This is a genomic window from Seohaeicola saemankumensis (assembly GCF_042678485.1).
GTDB lineage: Bacteria > Pseudomonadota > Alphaproteobacteria > Rhodobacterales > Rhodobacteraceae > Seohaeicola > Seohaeicola saemankumensis.
The window spans coordinates 237,468-256,210 of the sequence record NZ_JBHTKR010000004.1 but is presented as its reverse complement, the minus strand read 5'-3'; the positions used below and the strand labels follow the sequence as shown (position 1 = coordinate 256,210).

Here is an 18,743-nt window from a genome sequence, read left to right as displayed (position 1 = left end):
ACTGTCCTTTGATCACGTCCAACTTGTCAGTGATTTAAGCGTCCTTTGCAACGCGCGCCAGTGTCAGCACGAAAACTTGCGCGGCGCCGGCGGCAAGACAGGCCTCGGTGCAGGCGGCAAGTGTGGCGCCGGATGTCATCACATCATCGACCAGCACAACCGTGCGTCCCACGATCCTGTGCCGCCGCCCCCCAGCAATCGAAATGGCCGAGGCGAGGGTCTTGAAACGGATATCGCGGCTGGACTTGTCCAGCGATGGGGTCCGCCGATGCCGCGTCAACAGGTCCGGGCAATGGGACTGACCCAGCCTTGCAGCAATCGCCGTGGACAGAAGTGCGGCCTGATTGTACCGGCGCCGCAACATGCGGGTCCAGTGCAGCGGGACCGGGGCAAACAGCATGTCAGGCAGAAGAATGGGTTGGGCCGCTTGCACCATCCATCCCGCCGCCGGGTTCACGATGTCCTGCCTGTCGCCATGCTTCAGCGCCAGAACCAGCCTGCGGGCGGTATCGCGGTAAAGAAACGCGGACCTGCCGCGCGTCCAGGGGCGGGCAATGGACATGCAGTCATCACAATGCACCAGATCCGCGGCCTCGGCGGCACCCGGAAGCGGAACACCGCAAAGATCGCAAACCAATCCGCCGATGAAGGCCGCATCCCGCCAGCAACCCGTACAAAGCCCGAAATCACTTTCGACCATGCCCCCGCAACAGAGGCACCGGGGCGGGTAGACAAGGCGCAACGCCGTTTGAAACTTTCCCGCCATCCGCCTATATCCCGCTGATGATCCAGACACCCAGACTGACCGATCGCAGGGCCCTGACCCGCAACCGCAACCGCGCGGCGCGGAACCCGGCCCTGTTCCTGCAGCAAGACGCCGCCGCAGAGATCAAGGATCGCCTGGAACTGGTTAACAGGTCATTTACGAACCCCGCAGTGGTGACAGGTCTTCCCCAGGTCTGGCAGCCCCTCATGCCGGATGCGCGAATCGTCGCGGATGAAGACCTGCTTGATTTGCCGGAAGCCGCACATGACCTTGTGATACACGCCCTGTCCCTGCACTGGGCCAGCGATCCGGTGGGGCAACTGATCCAGGCGCGGCGCGCATTGCGCCCGGATGGTCTTTGCCTGGTGTCGCTGTTTGGCGGACTGACCCTGCATGAATTGCGAAGCGCCCTGGCCGAGGCCGAGGCGCGCGTCACGGGCGGGTTGTCCCCGCGAATCCTGCCCATGGCCGAGATCCGCGATCTGGGCGGATTGTTGCAGCGCGCCGGGCTTGCCCTTCCGGTTGCGGACAGCGTCAGCCTGACGGTCAGTTATTCCGATCCCTTCGCGTTGATGCGGGATCTGCGCGCCATGGGCGAGGGCAACGCACTAGAGGCGCGTCTGCGCCACCCCACCCGCCGCGCGGTTCTGAACGAGGCGGCAAGGATCTATGTCGAGCAACATGCCGATGCCGAGGGGCGGATTCCCGCGACCTTTGAAATGATATTCCTCAGCGGTTGGGCGCCTGATGAAAACCAACCCAAGCCTTTGCGCCCGGGAAGTGCGCAGACACGGCTTGCGGATGCCCTTGGAAGCATCGAATCGAAGCTGCAAGATTGACGATCCGCCAAGAACCTTTATGTCCCCTGCTGACCCATTCAAAATTCAAGATGAACGAGGGCCCAGATGCTGGACGCCACTTCGACCGAAACGAACCAGACAAACGCCGTAAGGCCGCCGATGTCGCCTGCTGACCACCCGAAGGTGGCCATGGGAAAGGTGGGCATATTGCTGGCCAATCTCGGGACACCTGACAACTACGATTACTGGTCCATGCGACGCTATCTGAACGAGTTCCTGTCGGACCGGCGCGTGATCGACTACAGCCCATGGCTGTGGCAGCCGCTCTTGCAGCTGATCATCCTCAGCAAGCGGCCCTTCAGCAGCGGCAAGAACTACGAATCCATCTGGAATCACGACAAGGGGGAAAGCCCCTTGATGACGATCACCAAGGATCAGACAGCCAAGATCACCGAAACGATGAAAGCGCGCTATGGCGATCAGGTGATGGTGGATTTCTGCATGCGCTATGGCAATCCCTCGACCAAGTCGAAGGTCCGCGCAATGGTTGATGCGGGTTGCCGCAAAATCCTGTTCTTCCCGCTTTATCCGCATTACGCGGGGGCCACATCGGCCACGGCGAACGATCAGTTCTTCCGGTGCCTGATGGAAGAAAAATGGCAGCCGACAGCGCGAATCGTGGATCCCTACTATGAGCATCCGCTGTATATCGAGGCGCTGGCCCAATCGGTGGAGCGCGCCTATGCCCAGGAAGAGCACAAGCCCGAAGTGCTTGTCTGCTCATACCACGGCGTTCCGAAGCGCTACCTGATGGAGGGTGATCCCTATCATTGCCAGTGCCAGAAGACGACGCGGCTGTTGATGGAACGGCTGGGCTGGGACAAGACGCAAATCGTGACGACGTTCCAGTCACGATTCGGTCCTGAAGAATGGCTGAAGCCCTATACTGTCGAAGAAGTGGCGCGCCTTGCCAAAGAAGACGGCAAAAAGAGAATTGCGGTTATTGCACCCGCATTTTCGGCCGATTGCATCGAAACGCTTGAAGAGATCAACGAAGAGATCAAGGAAAGCTTCGAAGAAGCGGGCGGCGATCACTTCACCTATATTCCCTGCCTCAACGATGATGACGCGCATATCGCGGCATTGAGCGCAGTCATCGAAGACAATCTGAAGGGCTGGCTGGATTGATATAGTCCAGCCCTTGCTGCATTCCGCGGCTATTCCGAGACAAATAAAAAAGGCGGTGTGAAAACACCGCCTTTTTCTTTGTTAGTCTTCAGCTGAAATCAGCTTGCGACTGCTGCTGCGACCACTGCCAGGATCAGCAGGGGAACCAGAACGCCGCCACCCGAGGAGCCAGCGGTTTCTTCGACAACAACCGGAGCTTCCATAACGGGCTCAGCCATGTTGCCTGCGTAGGCGGTGGAAGCGGCAGCGGTTACAGCGGCAGCGAGAACGAGTTTCTTCATGTTAACCTCCAGATAATAGGCTGGCGTGCAAAGCACACCAAGCACCCAAGACGTACCTCGTACTATTGTCTTAAGCAGTAATCCAACGCAATTGCAAATCTGCACGCACCTGTTTTCAGAGCTGTCCGAGAATGTCGTCAAATTAGCAACACTTGCGTCCCAACTTTGGTCATTTCATACAATTCGGCTATGTGCTCATTGTAAAGACCGATGCATCCATTGGAGGATCGCCGCCCTATTTTCCGGGTATCGTGGGTTCCATGGATACGGTAGTAGGTCCAGCTCAGATACAGCGCATGCGTACCCAGGGGATTATCGGGGCCGGGGGGCACGAAATCGGGCCACTCGGGATTGCGCTCTTTCATGGAAGGGGTCGGCGCCCAGCTGGGACCTTCGACCTTGCGAATGACAGAGGTACGGCCGCGCCGGGTCAGATCTTCGGACAGCGGCACGCTGGACGGGTAAAGTTTGTAGGTCGCGCCATCATCGGTCCAGAAGTGCAGCGCGCGCGAATCGATATCCACAAGCACCGCACCGTTGCGCAGATCCGAGAAATAGGGCCGCCAATCGAGTGTACGGAAGCTCGACGCATTTCGACGCACGACCTGCGACAGATCACGCTCCACCTCGACTGTATCGGCGCCGTTCACGTTCTGGGCCAGAGCCGGTGCTGCAAGAAGCGACGCGCTTCCGGCAAGAAAGACGCGCCTGTTGAAGGCATTTCCACGGTTATCAGTCATCAAAAAACTCCAAGACAGAAAGACTGTCGACGGCGCGATCTTATTGCGTGAAAGACGCAGTCGCAAATCAAACCGGCGTCATTTGGCGCAGTCACGCCGAAGTGGGTTTAATATGCGGTTTCGGCGGGATAAAGCAGGCAAGTCAGACCGGGAAAACTTCACATGTTCAGACTTGCCGTCATTTTTGCAACGACTTCGCTGTTTCTGGCCGCTTGCGCTGCTCCGCCGGCCCCGAGCCTTGGGCCTGACGGACGCCCCTTGCCGCGCGTTTACCGGATCTCGGCAGGAGACGCGGCCGAAATACAGTTTCGCATGCTTGATTCCGTGAACGCGCTGCGGCAAGCGGCAGGCGCGCCCCCGGTCGAATTGAACGCACCGTTGACGGCCGCAGCCGCCACCCATGCCCGCGACATGTCTGTCCAGAACAGACCCTGGCATTTCGGTTCCGATGGATCGTCGCCAATCGACCGGGTCAAGCGGGCAGGCTATGCGGGCCAATTGCTGGGCGAGACCATATCGGAAACCTATGAGACCGAGCTTGAGACCCTTGCAGCCTGGATGGACGCGCCGGACACCCGTCGCGTGATCCTGGAACCGGCCGCGCGCAATATGGGTTTTGCCTGGTATCAGGAAGCGAATGGCAAGATCTGGTGGACCATGGTGATGGGCAACTGACGCCGGTTCCCGCCAACCTGTTCGTCACTTCTTGAGAAAACCCCGGACCGTGTCCGGGGTTTCTTTACGAAAAAGCACGCGGTTTCACGGAAAGATCGAGATTGGCGTGCCGTCCCGGACCATGGAATAGATAATCTCCATTTCCTCGTCAGTGACGGCAATACAGCCCCAGGTCCAATCGTTCTTGCCGTTCTGCCAGCGTTTCGGGCGGCCATGAATGAAGATGTCGCCCCCGGGATCACGCCCGGCCGCCTTCGCGCGGGCAATATCGGCTTCGTTCGGATAGGAAACACCCAAGGACAGATGAAAACGGCTGTCAGGGTTGCGTCTGTCGATGATGTATTCGCCTTCGGGCGTACGCCCGTCTCCTTCGAATTCCTTGTGCCCGACAGGCGCGAATCCAAGGTGGATGTCATAGGACGCAAGAGGCCGGTCGAAATGCATCAGATGCATGCGGCGGGCCTGCTTGAAGACAAGGATACGGGTCACGGGTGGACCCTTGTATACCTTGAACTTCGACGGGCCGCCCGCACAGGCGGACAGCACGAAGGGTAGCGCCAAAAGAAAGAAACGCCTGTCTAACATATCTGCTCGATCTTCTTTTTTAGGCAAATAGATACACGCAAACACGGCCCGCAGATAGGCTTAATCGGCTTGATGGCGAAAGCGTTACACCTTGTCGCGGGCGTTCATCCTGTCCTCGATCGCCCTCAGCCGGGTCAGGACTTCATCGCGATAGGCGTCGGTTTTCTCGTTGCTTTCTTCCTGGTGCGCGTCCTGCATCGAGTTCACAACAAGGCCGACCAGTAGGTTTACGACCGCAAAGGTCGTGACAAGGATGAACGGCACGAAGAAAGCCCAGGCGTAGGGATAAACATCCATCACGGGGCGGACGATGCCCATGGACCAGCTTTCCAGCGTCATGATCTGGAACAGTGAATAGGCGCTGCGGCCCAGGGTGCCGAACCATTCGGGAAAACTGGCGCCAAACAGCTTTGTCGCCATGACCGAGCCGATGTAGAAAATGATCGCCATCAGCAGAAACACGCTGCCCATGCCCGGCAGCGCGGTAATGAACCCCTCGACCACGCGGCGCAGGCGCGGCGCGACCGAGATGACACGCAGGACCCGCAGAATTCGCAGCGCCCGCAGAACCGACATGCCCTGTGCATTCGGCACAAGCGCGATACCCACGATCACGAAGTCGAACAGGTTCCAGGCCGACCGGAAAAAGTGACGCCCGTGCGCGATCAGCTTGAGAACGATCTCGATCACGAAAATCGACAGGCAGATTCGGTCAATCGCAAGGATCAGCGGTCCGGCCATTTCCATTGCCGGCTGGGATGTTTCAAGGCCAAGCGTCACCGCGTTCACCAGGATGACCGCGATCACGAAATTGGTCACCAGGGGTTTGGCCAGCCATTCGGCCAGTTTCGTCCGAAAAATCATCACTCGCTCCGGTTGGAAGTGGGTCTGCGCGGCGTCAGATATGTGGGGCCTTGAAGGCCGCCGCAAGCTCTACATGAGTGGACCAGCGGAATTGATCCACGACTTGCACCCATTCCAGGCGATACCCTTCCGACAGCAGGATTTTTGCATCACGCGCAAAGGTTACGGGGTTGCAGGACACGAAGGCGATCTGCCCGATGCGGGACTGCGCCAGTTCATGTACTTGCGCCTCGGCGCCGGCGCGGGGCGGGTCGATCACGGCGGCATCGTAACGCTTCAACTCGTCCGGCAGCAAAGGGCGGCGGAACAGATCGCGCGCCTCGGCGGTCACGCGTTTCAGCCCCTCGGCCTGCCGCCAGCCCTGATCCAGCGCCTTCACCATCGCTGCATCCCCTTCGACCGCGTGAACTTCGGCACTGGCGGCCAGGGGGAGGCTGAAGGTGCCGCAACCGGCGAACAGATCGACGATCCGCGCGGCGCCGCCCACTGCTTCGGTCACGGCCGCAAGCAGCGCCGCCTCGCCCTCGGCCGTCGCCTGCAGGAACGCGCCCGGCGGCGGTGTAACCCGTGCAGGGCCAAAGCGCTGCACTGGAGGCAGGCGCATGCCCACCAATTCGTCTTCCCAGACCAGCCGGGCCAGTCTGAAACGCTCCACCTCGGCTGCCAATGCGACGCGCAGCGGACCATCAAGGGGTTTGCCACCCGTGACCATCACATCCAGGCCGCCCTCGCTCTGCGTGACCTGAACGGTCAGCTCGCCCTTGCGGCTGCCACCGATGATCGCCAGCGCCTCGGACAGGGGCAACGCCTCCAGAAGCTCGGGCAGCAGCAACTGGCAATCGGGGATTTCGATCAGCGTGTCGGACGCCCGGGCATGGAAACCTGCCAGCGCGCCTTTCTTCGTGCGCCGCGCCGAAAGGGACGCGCGCCGCCGTGACCGGGGCGGAGACGTCAGGATCGGGCGAAACTCGGTTTCGATCCCTTGGGCGAACAAGGCCGCACGCACCACATCGGTTTTCCAGTTAGCCACAAAGTCATCAGACGCATGCATGACCTGACAGCCGCCACAGGACCTGTAGTGCCGGCAGGGTGCGGCCACACGATTCGACGATGGCGTGATGATCTTCACATCCGTCAGGCTGTCGCCGGTCAATGTGCCGGTGACGACCTCGCCGGGCAGGGTCATGGAGGCGAAAACAGGACCCAGGGCGATCCCGTCGCCCTGATGCCCCAAGCGGATGATGCGATATTCTGTCATGGGGCGCGGGATACCCCGGCGCGCGACTTGCATAAAGCCCTATTCCGCGGCGTCCCTTAGTCCGATGAAGCCGCCGGACTGACGATTCCAGTAGCGTGCATAAAGCCCGCCCCCCGCCAGCAGATCATCATGTGTACCCTGTTCCGCGATCCGGCCTGCATCCAGCACGACGATCCTGTCCATCTGGCTGATCGTCGACAGCCGATGCGCCACCGCCAGCACGGTCTTGCCGATCATCACACGCTCCAGCGCGGTCTGGATCGAGGCTTCGACTTCACTGTCCAGGGCGCTGGTCGCCTCGTCCAGCACAAGGATCGGCGCATCCTTGAGAATGGCGCGGGCCAGCGCGATGCGCTGACGCTGCCCGCCGGACAGTTTCACGCCACGTTCGCCCAGGTGGGCATCATAGCCGCGCCGTCCCTTGTGATCCTGCAGATCCTTGATGAATTCATGCGCCTCGGCCTTTTGGGCTGCGGCGATCACTTCCGCCTCGGTGGCGTCCGGGCGGCCATAAAGGATGTTGTCGCGGGCAGACCGGTTGAACATCGCGGTTTCCTGCGTCACCATCCCGATCTTGCGACGCAGGCTTTCCTGCGTCACGTCGCGAATATCCTGCCCGTCGATCAGGATGCGCCCTTGCTCGGGGTCGTAAAGCCGCAAAAGCAGGGCCACCAGTGTCGATTTGCCCGCGCCAGAGGCGCCGACGATCCCCAGCTTTTCGCCTGGACTCACCTCAAGGTCGATGTCGCTGATACCGCCGGCATCCCGCCCATAGGCAAAGCCAAGATCCTGGAAGCTGATACGCCCTTCGGGCACCTGCAATTCACTTGCGGCGGCATCGTCATCCAGCCGGGTGCGAGGTGTCAGCGTATGAATGCCGTCTTCGATCTCGCCGATGTTGGAATAGATCGCCATCAAGGTGAAACTGACCCAGCCAGTCATCTGGGCAATGCGGATTGAAACCGCGCCCGCAGCGACGATATCGCCCTCGGTTGCGGTGCCCTGCGACCAGAACAAGAGCGTGCCGCCGATCAGCAGGACAGGCAGGATCCCCGCCAGAGTCATGAGGGCGACCCGAAACACCGCAGAAAGCTTGCCGAAATGCAGCGACGTGTCGCGGAACCGCTGCATCGCGCCCAGCGCGGCGCGATCCTCGTGATCGGCATGGGCGAACAGCTTGACCGTCTTGATGTTGGTGATCGTGTCCACCACCTGGCCCGACACCATCGCACGCGCGCCCGCCCGCTTTCCGGCACGTTCGCGGATGCGCGGCAAGAACCAGCGGATCAGCATGAAATAGGCCACCAGCCAGATGACAAAGACCAGCGCGACGCGCGCATCGATTGCCAGCAGCAGGAATACCGATCCGATCAACGAGGCCAGGGCGAAGGCGACAACGTTGATCATCTCAACCGCGACATCCGTGATTGCGCGCGCGGTCTGCATCTGTTTCTGCGCGATGCGGCCCGCAAAGTCATCGTCGAAGAACTTGACCGATTGCCCCAGCGTCCAGCGGTGTAACCGGCTGAGGACAAGGGGATTCACATTCGGCTGCACGATGATCGAATTGGCTGCCGATGACAGGCCAAAGGCCAACGGTCGCAGGATCAGGAAGAACCCGACAGCGCCCAGGATCATGGCCATGTTGGACGCGCTGAAAAACATGTCCGGCCCGCTGGCAACCGTGCCGTCGATCACCATGCCAAGGATCAGCGCAGTCCCGGCTTCAAGCGCGCCCGCAATCGCCGATAGTGCTGCGGCGACCCATAGCGCAGGCCACGACCCGGCCAGCGCCCAGCGAAAGAACGCGCCCAGCGCCTGTGGCGGTGGTCCTTCGGCAGGCTGGAAAGGATCGATACGGGTTGCGGATTGCATCTTGGGTCTTTCAGTCATTGAGGTCAGGCAAGAACCTAGCCCGATGGATCAGCGGTCAAGAAACCCGCAATCGCGGCAGGCCGCAAGGCTTGAGGGGGATCAGCCGCGTTCCAGCAGATCCTTGCGTGTCAGACTGAAACCCGATTCGATCCAGCGCAGCTTCAGCCGTTCCAGTTCGCGGCCCAAGGCGGGACCATTGAATGCTGGCATCAGATCAGCCGCGCGCAGGGGAAATACGGCCGCCGCCCCTTCTTCCACGCGGCTGAGGCTTGCAGGGTCAAGCGGTTGACCCATCACGGCAGCGCGCAACACCAAAATGGCGCGGGCATCATCGACACCATGGCGAAACCCCAACTCTGCCGCACCGCGCGCCGATCCCATCCCGTCACGCAACAGGCACAACCTGATTTCTTCGGCGCGGCTCAATCGCAGGCGCGCGGCGGCTTCGGCGCCGGTCATGGCGGCAAGGCGTGCCAGCCAGTCAGGCGCCATGCCTGCTGACTGTTCAAGATGCACAAGCGGGGCCAGGGCGCGATCCTCCGCACCAGGCAGGATACGTGTCAGCACACCACAGGACCGCATGGCCGCAACCGACGGGGCAGGATCAGGTGCAGACAGCAGTTTTCGCATCTCGCCGCCGACACGTTCGCGCGACAGTTGCCCCAATCCGTCAGTGGCTTCGGCTATTGCCGACAAGGCGTGCTGATCCAGACCTTCGGTGTCGTCGCCATACCAGGCATGAAACCGGAAAAAGCGCAGGATCCGCAGATAATCCTCTGCGATCCGGGCTGCCGCATCCTCGATGAAGCGCACCCTTCTGGCCATCAGGTCGGTGAGGCCGCCAAGCGGATCAAGCACCATACCTGAAGGATCGGCGTAAAGCGCATTCATGGTGAAATCCCGACGGCGCGCATCATCCTCGACCCGGCTGGAGTAAGCCACGACAGCGCGGCGGCCGTCGGTTTCGACATCACGTCGAAAGGTCGTGACCTCATGCGGTATTCCGCCTGCGATCACCGTAATCGTTCCATGATCAATCCCGGTTGGCACCGGGCGCAGACCAGCATCCTTGGCCAGCTCCATCACCACTTCGGGACGAGCATCGGTCGCGATATCGATATCGGTGACAGGGGCGCCGATAATCGCATTTCGCACGCATCCGCCCACGAAAAGCGCCCGGTGACCGGCCTGCGTCAGCATCGCGCAGACGGCCTGCGTGTGATCTGCCGTGATCCAGTCCGCCGCGATCCGCATCAGCCCTGCATCCTGTCCGCAAGCGAGCGCAGAATACGGGCGGTCGCGCCCCATATGTAATAGGGACCATAGGGCACGGTAAAATAATGCCGCCTTTGCCCGCGCCAGCGCCGCGACTGGATGATGAAGCGCGCAGGATCCGTCACATGGGCCAGGGGTGCTTCGAATACTTCGGCCACTTCGCCGGGTTCGGGGCGCGGGTCGAAAGGCGCAAGCACACGCGCCAGAACCGGCGTCACGATGAAGCCCGTCACGGTTTCATGCGCGGGCATGGTGCCAAGAACTTCGACATTGGCGCGGTCCAGCGCAATTTCTTCCTCGGCCTCGCGCAGGGCTGCGGCGATGACATCCGCATCGCCCTCGTCCTGCTTGCCGCCTGGAAAGGCAATCTGTCCCGGATGATGCTTGAGGGCGGATGATCGTTTGGTCAGGATGACCTGCATGCCGAACGGCCGCTCGATCAGCGGAACAAGAACGCCGGCCGCACGCAGCGGCCGGCCCTCTGGCAGGATCACATCCGGATTGAGGTCAAAATCGGAAGACGGACGCCCCTCGCGGCGCAATGCGTCGATAACCCGATCAAGAGGATCAGTCCGCATCCCCGTCCGTCCCTCCGGCCTCGAAGCCCAGTGTTTTCGGGTCCAGATCGTAATGGGCGCCGCAGAACTGGCAATCGGCTGTCACGCGCCCATCCTCCGTGGTCATCGTTTTGATATCTTTGGACGAATAGATCGACAGACTTTGCCGCACACGATCTTCGGAACAGGTACAGCCGAAACGCACGGGCTGCGCGTCGAACACACGCGGCGATTCTTCGTGGAAAAGGCGGATCAGCAAATCGGTCGGAGAGATGCGCGGGCCCACCAGCTCCAGATCTTCGACCGTATCGAGAAGCAGATTTGCGCGGTTCCAGTTCTCGCCATCCTCACCATCCACCAGGTCACGGGCATGCAGCAGGCCGTCATCGCCAGTCGCCTCGGACCCCTTGGCGAAGGGTGATGCCTTGGGCATATGCTGCAACATCACCCCGCCGGCGCGCCAGTATTCCTTGACGCCGCGCTCGGTCGATTTGCCAAAGCTCAGGGCGAAGCGGGTCGGCAGCTGCTCTGACTGGGCAAAATAGGCCTCGGCACAACTGGCCAGTGAACCGCCCGCCAGGGGCGTGATACCCTGGTAAGGGGTCATGCCATGGCCCTGGTCAATCATGATGGCGAAGTAACCGTTGCCAATCTGATCGAAAGGTGCGCCATCGGTCAGCCGGTCCGCGTCATAGCTGGCATAGGCGCGAATACGGGCGGATTCACCTTCTTCGGTGGGTCCGTAGTAATCCGTGGCGATCATCCGCACAGGCCCCTTGGATTGAACCTGAAGCTGCAATTTCCAGCGCAGCTTGACGGTCTGGCCAATCAATGCGGTCAGCAGGGCCATTTCAGCGACAAGCGCCTCGACCACCGGCGGGTAGTCATGCTGTTTCAGGATACCATCAAGCACCCCGTCCAGCCGCGCGACACGGCCCCTGATATCCGAGTTGTCCAACTGGAACGGCAATACCGTATCGTCCCAGGCGATTTTTGATCCAAGTGTCATGGGGTTTCCTTACGAGCCGTCTCTTGGCATACCCCGTGTATATAGGCGGGGCAAGGCGGGCACCAAGGGAATGGCTGCCACCCGCTGCGCGCAGGGCTTGTGCAAAAGGTGACATGATGATCAGACGGTTCGGTGAAACGCCCCGCACGGGGCAAAGCTACAAGCGCAGACCGGGCGCCTACGCGATCCTGTTGCGCGGCGCGCACCTTTTACTGACGCATCAGGCGGACCCCTTGCCGGAATTCCAACTACCCGGCGGCGGGATCGATCCCGGAGAGTCGCCTGTGGCCGCCCTGCATCGCGAGGTTTTCGAGGAAACCGGCTGGAGCATCGCGACCCCGCGCCGTATCGGCACGTTCCGCCGTTTCACCTATATGCCCGAATACGATCTGTGGGCTGAAAAGCTCTGCATGATCTATCTGGCCCGTCCCGTGCGCCGGATCGGGCCACCCAGCGAGGCGGGCCATACCGCGCTGTGGATGCCGCCAGATATCGCTGCCAGCAAGCTGGGGAATGCCGGAGACCGGCATTTCGTCAGCCGCCTGCTATCAGGCCATTTACGCAACTGACAGCGTTCCACCTTTGAATTCGAACAGCAAAGCCGAGATGTCATCGGGGAAGTCGCGACCGCCCGCATATTCCGTCAGGTGCCAGATCATGGCCTCAAGCAGGGCGGTTCCAGCCATGTGGCGCAGCTCTTCCAGCATCCGCGACGCACCTTCGTTGCCGAATAGCCGATCCTGCAGGTCGGGACATTCGACGACCCCGTCGGACAGCACGATCAATCGATCACCGGGTGCAAGAATGCAGTCGAATTGCTGATAAAGGGCGCTTTCGAACAAACCGACGGGCAGGCCGCCCGCGCCAAGAATCTCCAGCGTTCCGTCCCGGCGTTGAATCATCGGATTCGGATGGCCCGCCTGCACCATGACGACCCGACCGGTTTGCAGATCCGCATCTGCCAGAAAAAGGGTCAGGTAGTGATCGGTCTGCACCTCTTCCAGAACAAGGCGGTTCAACGATCCGACAACCTGCTCGGGTGGCAAATGGGACAGCGCACCGTCGCTGCTGCGGTTCAGGGCTATGTTATGTTCCGGCGCCGAGGATGACATGTAGCTGGCCAGTCGCGCTGTCATCATCGCAGAGCTGATCCCGTGGCCGGACACATCCAGGGCAAACAGGCCCGCATGCGTTTCACCAGCGGGGTAGAACCCGACAAGATCGCCCCCCACATGACCGGAGGATCGCAAGAGAAGAGAGACCTGAGCCGTGCCGAAATCATGCGATCTTTCCCGCACCAGCGACTGCTGCAGCTTTTTCGCTTCGGCAAGATCAGTGTCCAGCGCGTCGTAAAGCGCCTGAAGTTCGGCAAGCGTACTGGTGATCAGGCGGTTCTTGTCCGACAGTTGCCGCTGCATGTCGATGATCCGCGTACCGGCGCTGATGCGGGCGCGCAGTTCCGCCGGGTTGACCGGCTTTGTCAGGAAATCATCAGCCCCGCAATCAAGACCAAGCGCCACGTCTTCCTTGCCGCTTTTCGATGTCAGCAGGATGAAATAGCCATAGTCGTCCCGCGGCAGGGCGCGAAACGCCCTGCAAAAGGCAAGCCCATCCATACCGGGCATCATCCAGTCACTCAGCACCAGATCGGGCGGTTCGGCTGCACACAGGGCAAGCGCATCGTGCCCGCTGGCCGCTTGGGATACCTGGAAACCCCAGCGTGTCAGCAGGGGCACCAGGATAAGCCTTTGCAGATCGCTGTCATCCACAACAAGCACGCGCAGGGGGTTTTCACGCGACCGGGTCGCGTTGCTGTCTGGGGTCTGGGAACGCTGCGCTTGGGCGGACACGTCTGGCTGCCTTCTTGCTGAAAGTAGCCCGTGTAAAACGCAAATCCTAACGCTTGTTGAATGTTAAAATAAATAATATTTACATGATGTTAAGGTCTTCTGCCTACACCTTTTCGACACATCCCGGCGGGACAGGCGACAGGAGAGGGCGATGATCGACTGGACACGCGCACAAGACCTGAGTGACGAGATTGGACAAGACTGCTTTGGCGAAGTGATCGACCTGTTTCTGACCGAAGCAGGGGGTGTCGTGATCCGTTTGCGTGACAATCCTGATATGTCGCGTCTGGCGGATGATCTTCACTTTCTGAAGGGTGGCATGCTCAATCTGGAATTTGTCACAGTATCGACGCTGTGCGAACGGGGTGAACTGCTGGCCTCCGCAGGGCAGGCCGACAGGTTCGACATCATGGCACTTGTCGATGAATATGAACGCGCAAGGCGCGCATTCCTCGCGGAATACCAGTCGCGACTGTCCGGTCAGACCTCAGCGGGGTGACCGCTTGGCCAGGATGCGCTGAAGGGTGCGGCGGTGCATGTTCAGGCGGCGCGCGGTCTCGGATACGTTGCGGTCGCAGAGTTCGTAAACACGCTGAATATGCTCCCATCGCACGCGATCCGCGCTCATGGGGTTTTCGGGGGGCGGTGGCAGATCTGCCCCGGTCGCCAGCAGGGCATGGGTGATGTCGGTGGCATCTGCCGGCTTGCTCAGATAGTCCGTCGCACCGATCTTCACCGCCGCGACCGCGGTTGCAATCGCACCATATCCGGTAAGCACAACGATACGGCAATCGGGACGCTTCACGCGCAGCACCTCGACGACATCAAGCCCGTTGCCGTCCTCAAGCCGCAGGTCGCAGACAGCGTAAGCGGGTGGTCGTGCCGTGGCTATGGCCTTGCCTGCGGCAACGGATCCTGCCGTTTCCACATCAAAGCCGCGTTTTTCCATGGCCTTGGCAAGACGCTTCAGAAACGCCTCGTCGTCGTCGAGCAGAAGAAGTGTTCTGTCTTCCCCGATGTCGTGCAGGTCTTCCGCCACGCCCGTGCCTCCTGATCCAGCCAACGCTACTCAAATCTATTATAGCGCGCCCTGTCAGGCGTCAAACCAAGCTGTCATTCCCGTGATGTCAGGACAAACTGTCAGCGGGCTTCAAGAAAGCACTGGATGCGGTCGGCAACATCGTCCGGGCGCAGCGCGCGCTGAAAAACCTCGACGAACCCCTCTTCGGGGAAAACGAGGTAGCTCATCGTGGAATGGTCCACGAGATAATATTGATCGTTGCCTTCCTGTTTCTGATAGAAGGTACGGTAGGCCCGGCTGGCGGCGCGCACCTGTTCGGGCGAACCCGTCAGGCCAAGCATGCGCTCATGCAGGTTGGCCGTGAACGCTTCGACGACCTCGGGCGTATCGCGCTCGGGGTCGATCGAGATGAAGACAGGCTTCACCATCAAGCCGCGCTCTTGCAGGATGTCTATCGCATCTGCGTTGCGGACGGTATCCAGCGGGCAGACATCAGGGCAGAAGGTGTAGCCGAAATAGATCAGGGTCGGCATGTCGATCACATCGGCATCGGTCACTGTCTTGCCGGTCTCGTCCACAAGGGTGAAGGGCCCCCCGATCTGCGAGGTTCCGCCGGCAATGGTCGTCGTGCGGCATTGCGCGAACTTGTCAGGCGTTCCCGCAAGCCTCGTATAGACAAAAACGCCTGCGGTCATCGCAATGACAAGACAAACCGCGGCGATGGCATAAATACGAGACATCACGTTCTCCTTTTTCCGGCAGCACTGGTTATTGGGTCAGCCGGGGTGCATATTTACCACTTGAGCCGGACATGCAACGGGACGAATAGGCACATATGAGTGATATGCAGCTTGGCGTGCTCAAGGGGCGCGAACGCGGAAACTGGGTCCGACTGCGCACCATCATCCTGTTGCGCTGGGCGGCTGTCGTCGGGCAGCTGATCGCGCTTTTCGTCGCACAGGAGGCATACAAGCTTCAGATCGAGTTGGGGCTTTGCCTTCTGGTGGTCAGCGTGTCGGTCATGGGCAACCTGATCGCGATGATCATTTTTCCCGAGAACAAACGTCTCTCCGAGACCGAGAACCTTTTGATGGTTCTGTTCGACCTGCTGCAACTGGCGCTGCTCTTGTACCTGACGGGCGGTCTGCATAACCCGTTCTATATCCTGATCCTGGGGCCGGTGACGGTATCGGCATTGGTTCTGACGCTTCGCTCGACCGTGTTCCTGGGCATTACCGCCATTCTGGCCGTGACCCTTCTGGCCGAATTTCACATACCACTGCGGACCGAGCAGGACCTTCTGCTGGAAGTGCCGGACATCTTCGTTTTCGGGAACTGGGTGGCCATCACCATCGCGGTGGTTTTCCTGAGTTTCTATTCCCGGCGCGTTACCCAGGAAATGCATTCCATGTCCGATGCCTTGCAGGCCACGCAAATGGCGCTGGCGCGCGAGCAGAAGCTGACCGATCTGGGCGGCGTGGTGGCGGCGGCCGCACATGAACTGGGAACCCCGCTGGCAACGATCAAGCTGACAAGCGCCGAGTTGATCGAGGAGCTGGATGCCTTCCCCGAACTTCAGGACGATGCCCGCCTGATCCGTGAACAGGCGGACAGGTGCAGGGACATCCTGCGCTCGATGGGGCGGGCGGGGAAGGATGACCTCATGCTGCGCCAGGCGCCCCTTGGGACGGTCGTGCGCGAAGCCGCGGCACCGCATATGAACCGCGGCAAGGACATCCATTTTCAGGATGGCATGACGCATGAGGACAGCCAGAGCCAGCCAATGGTTCTGCGGCGCCCCGATCTGGTCCACGGGCTTCGCAACCTGATTCAGAACGGGGTCGATTTCGCCAGGGCCAATGTCTGGGTTGAAACCCGCTGGGACGATGAGACCGTTTCGGTGCGTATCATGGATGACGGCATGGGCTATCCGGCCAATATCATGGGCCGGATCGGCGACCCGTTCATGCGGCTGCGCAGAAGCGAGCCAGAGCGCGCCAGTCGCCCGGAATACGAAGGCATGGGGCTGGGGCTGTTCATCGCCAAGACCCTGTTGGAGCGGTCGGGTGCCGAGCTGAGCTTTGCCAATGGCCGCGACCCCTATCTTGCCAGCACGGAACAGCCGCAGAAATGCGGCGCCATTGTCGAGGTTGTCTGGCCGCGCGCCAAGATCGACGCGCGCCATGCCGCCAACGCGACGCCAATGGGGCAGAACCGCCTGCTTGATATCTGACCATCTGATCCGGCAATGCGGTCTCTAAGGGTATGATCGTGTTTCCATTAACGATCTGTTAAGGATTTCGCGTTAAAGCTGTGTCTCAAACTTCCAGACGGGGGAGTCGGGGATGGCTCTGCTCAATCTGTACCAATCCATTTTGCCGGTGACGACAGGGCTGCTTCTGGGTGGCGCCATTCTTGTCTTGCTGGCAAGGTTTGACAGGCTCGGCCGCAAATCACATGGCGCAGCACATGCGCCACGCCAGGCCGACGGTGCCGCAATCGCCTTTCTTTTCGACGGTCGAATGCTCTTGCAGGCAAGCGAACGCGCCATGCAACTGTTGCAAATGGTTCCGGCGGATGGGCTGGCAGACGGCAGGCGCGGCACGGATGACTGGGGGCTTGTGCTTTGCATGTTGAAGCCGCGATTTCCAGGGCTTCCCGATGAGCCCGCGCATTACCGATCGCTATCTGGCGAAACCGGACAGATCACGCTGCAATCGTCTGCGGACATGGGCGCGACAGACAGCATCACCCTGGAATGGTGGGGCGATCAGGTGCGCCTGCAACTTGATGAAAATGGGCTTGATCAAGATCCTGCATCGCAGGCAGACGACACCTCGGCGGAGGCCGGATGGCTTCGTATGGCGGTGACAGCCGCACCCTATCCGATCTGGCAAACCGCAAGGGACGGGCGGGTTCTCTGGGCCAACACTGCTTACGCGGATCTTGTGACCCGGTTCGCCAGGATCTGCCCAGACGACATGCCGCAAGCAGATGGCTTTCCAACCCTGTTCGATGTGCCGCTGCAGACGGATTGCGACAGCGCGTCCTACCGCATGTCGATTGTCCCGTCCGGGTCCGTGCAACCTTACTGGTTCGATGTAAGATGCCTTCAGATACCATCGGGATGGATGAACTATGCCACCGATGTGAATGCTGTCGTCAACGCCGAGATCGCGCAACGCAACTTCGTACAGACGCTGACCAAGACATTCGCCCAGCTATCGATCGGGCTGGCGATCTTTGACCGCCAGCGGCAGCTGGCACTGTTCAATCCCGCCCTGATCGACCTTACCTCGCTTCCTGCCGAATTCCTTAGCGCAAGGCCGAACCTTCTGTCTTTCTTCGACCGCCTTCGCGATCGCCAGATGATGCCGGAACCCAAGAATTACAGATCGTGGCGGGACCAGATCACCGATCTGGTCGCAGCCGCGGATAACGGCCTTTACCTGGAAACATGGTCCTTGCCGTCGGGGCTGACCTACCGCATCAGCGGTCGGCCACACCCTGATGGCGCGGTGGCTTTTCTGTTCGAGGATATCAGCGCCGAAATCTCGCTGACGCGGCAGTTTCGTTCTCAGCTTGAATTGGGGCAGTCCTCGCTCAACGCGATGGAGCAGTCGATCGCCGTGTTTTCCGCGACGGGCGTTCTGGCCTTTTCCAACACCGCGTATCGCAAGATGTGGCATATCGATCCTGACAGCGGCTTTTCGGAAATCACCGTGATCGACGCATCGCGGCACTGGCAATCCCACAGCCTGCCGACACCCGTATGGGGCGATCTGCGCGATTTCGTGAACCAGTTCGGAGAGAGGTCGGACTGGCAGGCAGATGTCACGCTGCGCGACGGACGCATGGTTTCCTGCCATGTCGTCCCGATGCCCGGAGGTGCGACAATGGTGCAATTCCTGCCCTTCGAAAAATGCATCGCGCCAACCACAAGAGAGCTTTTGCCCAGCGCGTCCTGATCCATCTGCCGATCACGCTTGCAGGCAGTTT

At 60.5% G+C, this 18,743-nt stretch carries 20 protein-coding genes; 7 read left to right on the top strand and 13 right to left on the bottom strand.

The genetic code is table 11. The features are described 5' to 3' along the window. Window positions 1–34: 34 nt before the first annotated feature. Window positions 35–700 (bottom strand): ComF family protein, encoded by a 666-nt coding sequence (locus ACFQ3C_RS10900; protein WP_380791607.1) that lies wholly within the window; start codon window positions 698–700, stop codon window positions 35–37. 83 nt (window positions 701–783) lie between these two features. Here ACFQ3C_RS10900 and ACFQ3C_RS10895 point away from each other — a divergent pair, with 83 nt between their 5' ends. Together ACFQ3C_RS10895 and hemH are read left to right on the top strand one after the other, a co-directional pair. Beyond that, a complete protein-coding gene (locus ACFQ3C_RS10895) occupies window positions 784–1,605 on the top strand; it encodes a methyltransferase domain-containing protein (protein WP_380791605.1) in 822 nt (273 codons plus the stop codon). 66 nt (window positions 1,606–1,671) lie between these two features. Further along, a complete protein-coding gene (gene hemH, locus ACFQ3C_RS10890) occupies window positions 1,672–2,754 on the top strand; it encodes a ferrochelatase (RefSeq protein ID WP_380791603.1) in 1,083 nt (360 codons plus the stop codon). 98 nt (window positions 2,755–2,852) lie between these two features. On the opposite strand, the gene ACFQ3C_RS10885 is transcribed toward hemH, so the two are convergent. Beyond that, window positions 2,853–3,035 (bottom strand): hypothetical protein, encoded by a 183-nt coding sequence (locus ACFQ3C_RS10885; protein ID WP_068288458.1) that lies wholly within the window; start codon window positions 3,033–3,035, stop codon window positions 2,853–2,855. Between the two features lie 137 nt (window positions 3,036–3,172). Beyond that, window positions 3,173–3,775 carry a L,D-transpeptidase gene (locus tag ACFQ3C_RS10880; RefSeq protein ID WP_380791600.1) on the bottom strand — a complete coding sequence of 201 codons (603 nt, stop codon included), beginning with the start codon at window positions 3,773–3,775 and terminating at the stop codon, window positions 3,173–3,175. A gap of 162 nt (window positions 3,776–3,937) precedes the next feature. Between ACFQ3C_RS10880 and ACFQ3C_RS10875 the strand changes: the two genes are divergently transcribed. Then, entirely contained in the window at window positions 3,938–4,450 is a 513-nt protein-coding gene (locus tag ACFQ3C_RS10875) for a CAP domain-containing protein (RefSeq protein WP_380791598.1), read from the top strand. 84 nt (window positions 4,451–4,534) lie between these two features. Here ACFQ3C_RS10875 and ACFQ3C_RS10870 read toward each other — a convergent pair whose 3' ends face one another. The 7 genes from ACFQ3C_RS10870 to hslO form a co-directional block, all read right to left on the bottom strand. Next, complete coding sequence (locus tag ACFQ3C_RS10870) at window positions 4,535–5,035, bottom strand: L,D-transpeptidase family protein (protein ID WP_380791596.1); 501 nt, start codon at window positions 5,033–5,035, stop codon at window positions 4,535–4,537. 84 nt (window positions 5,036–5,119) lie between these two features. Next, the gene (locus tag ACFQ3C_RS10865; protein WP_380791594.1) at window positions 5,120–5,899 is read right to left on the bottom strand and encodes an ion transporter; all 780 of its coding nucleotides are present in this window, start codon (window positions 5,897–5,899) and stop codon (window positions 5,120–5,122) included. A 34-nt stretch (window positions 5,900–5,933) separates the two neighbouring features. Next, window positions 5,934–7,157 (bottom strand): class I SAM-dependent RNA methyltransferase, encoded by a 1,224-nt coding sequence (locus tag ACFQ3C_RS10860; protein ID WP_380791592.1) that lies wholly within the window; start codon window positions 7,155–7,157, stop codon window positions 5,934–5,936. 39 nt (window positions 7,158–7,196) lie between these two features. After that, window positions 7,197–9,032, bottom strand: coding sequence for an ABC transporter ATP-binding protein (locus ACFQ3C_RS10855; protein WP_380791590.1), 1,836 nt, complete (start codon window positions 9,030–9,032; stop codon window positions 7,197–7,199). 99 nt (window positions 9,033–9,131) lie between these two features. Next, window positions 9,132–10,286: a CCA tRNA nucleotidyltransferase gene (locus ACFQ3C_RS10850; protein ID WP_380791588.1), complete on the bottom strand. Its 1,155-nt coding sequence runs from the start codon at window positions 10,284–10,286 to the stop codon at window positions 9,132–9,134. Further along, a complete protein-coding gene (locus ACFQ3C_RS10845; RefSeq protein ID WP_380791586.1) occupies window positions 10,286–10,885 on the bottom strand; it encodes a CoA pyrophosphatase in 600 nt (199 codons plus the stop codon). Before ACFQ3C_RS10845 ends, ACFQ3C_RS10850 begins: the two co-directional genes overlap by 1 nt. Then, a complete protein-coding gene (gene hslO, locus ACFQ3C_RS10840; RefSeq protein WP_380791584.1) occupies window positions 10,875–11,873 on the bottom strand; it encodes an Hsp33 family molecular chaperone HslO in 999 nt (332 codons plus the stop codon). Before hslO ends, ACFQ3C_RS10845 begins: the two co-directional genes overlap by 11 nt. Window positions 11,874–11,989: 116 nt before the next feature. On the opposite strand from hslO, the gene ACFQ3C_RS10835 reads away from it, so the two are divergent. Beyond that, window positions 11,990–12,442 carry an NUDIX hydrolase gene (locus ACFQ3C_RS10835; RefSeq protein ID WP_380791582.1) on the top strand — a complete coding sequence of 151 codons (453 nt, stop codon included), beginning with the start codon at window positions 11,990–11,992 and terminating at the stop codon, window positions 12,440–12,442. On the opposite strand, the gene ACFQ3C_RS10830 is transcribed toward ACFQ3C_RS10835, so the two are convergent. Then, complete coding sequence (locus ACFQ3C_RS10830) at window positions 12,431–13,723, bottom strand: PP2C family protein-serine/threonine phosphatase (RefSeq protein WP_380791580.1); 1,293 nt, start codon at window positions 13,721–13,723, stop codon at window positions 12,431–12,433. The genes ACFQ3C_RS10835 and ACFQ3C_RS10830 overlap by 12 nt on opposite strands. Window positions 13,724–13,874: 151 nt before the next feature. On the opposite strand from ACFQ3C_RS10830, the gene ACFQ3C_RS10825 reads away from it, so the two are divergent. Then, entirely contained in the window at window positions 13,875–14,222 is a 348-nt protein-coding gene (locus tag ACFQ3C_RS10825; protein ID WP_380791578.1) for an Hpt domain-containing protein, read from the top strand. On the opposite strand, the gene ACFQ3C_RS10820 is transcribed toward ACFQ3C_RS10825, so the two are convergent. Then, window positions 14,211–14,762, bottom strand: a complete 552-nt coding sequence (locus ACFQ3C_RS10820) for an ActR/PrrA/RegA family redox response regulator transcription factor (RefSeq protein WP_380792127.1) — start codon at window positions 14,760–14,762, stop codon at window positions 14,211–14,213. The genes ACFQ3C_RS10825 and ACFQ3C_RS10820 overlap by 12 nt on opposite strands. 101 nt (window positions 14,763–14,863) lie before the next feature. After that, entirely contained in the window at window positions 14,864–15,484 is a 621-nt protein-coding gene (locus ACFQ3C_RS10815; protein WP_380791576.1) for an SCO family protein, read from the bottom strand. Window positions 15,485–15,579: 95 nt separating this feature from the next. Here ACFQ3C_RS10815 and regB point away from each other — a divergent pair, with 95 nt between their 5' ends. Further along, window positions 15,580–16,977, top strand: a complete 1,398-nt coding sequence (gene regB, locus ACFQ3C_RS10810) for a sensor histidine kinase RegB (protein ID WP_380791574.1) — start codon at window positions 15,580–15,582, stop codon at window positions 16,975–16,977. Between the two features lie 112 nt (window positions 16,978–17,089). Next, the gene (locus ACFQ3C_RS10805; RefSeq protein ID WP_380791572.1) at window positions 17,090–18,712 is read left to right on the top strand and encodes a PAS-domain containing protein; all 1,623 of its coding nucleotides are present in this window, start codon (window positions 17,090–17,092) and stop codon (window positions 18,710–18,712) included. The last annotated feature ends 31 nt before the right edge of the window (window positions 18,713–18,743 follow it).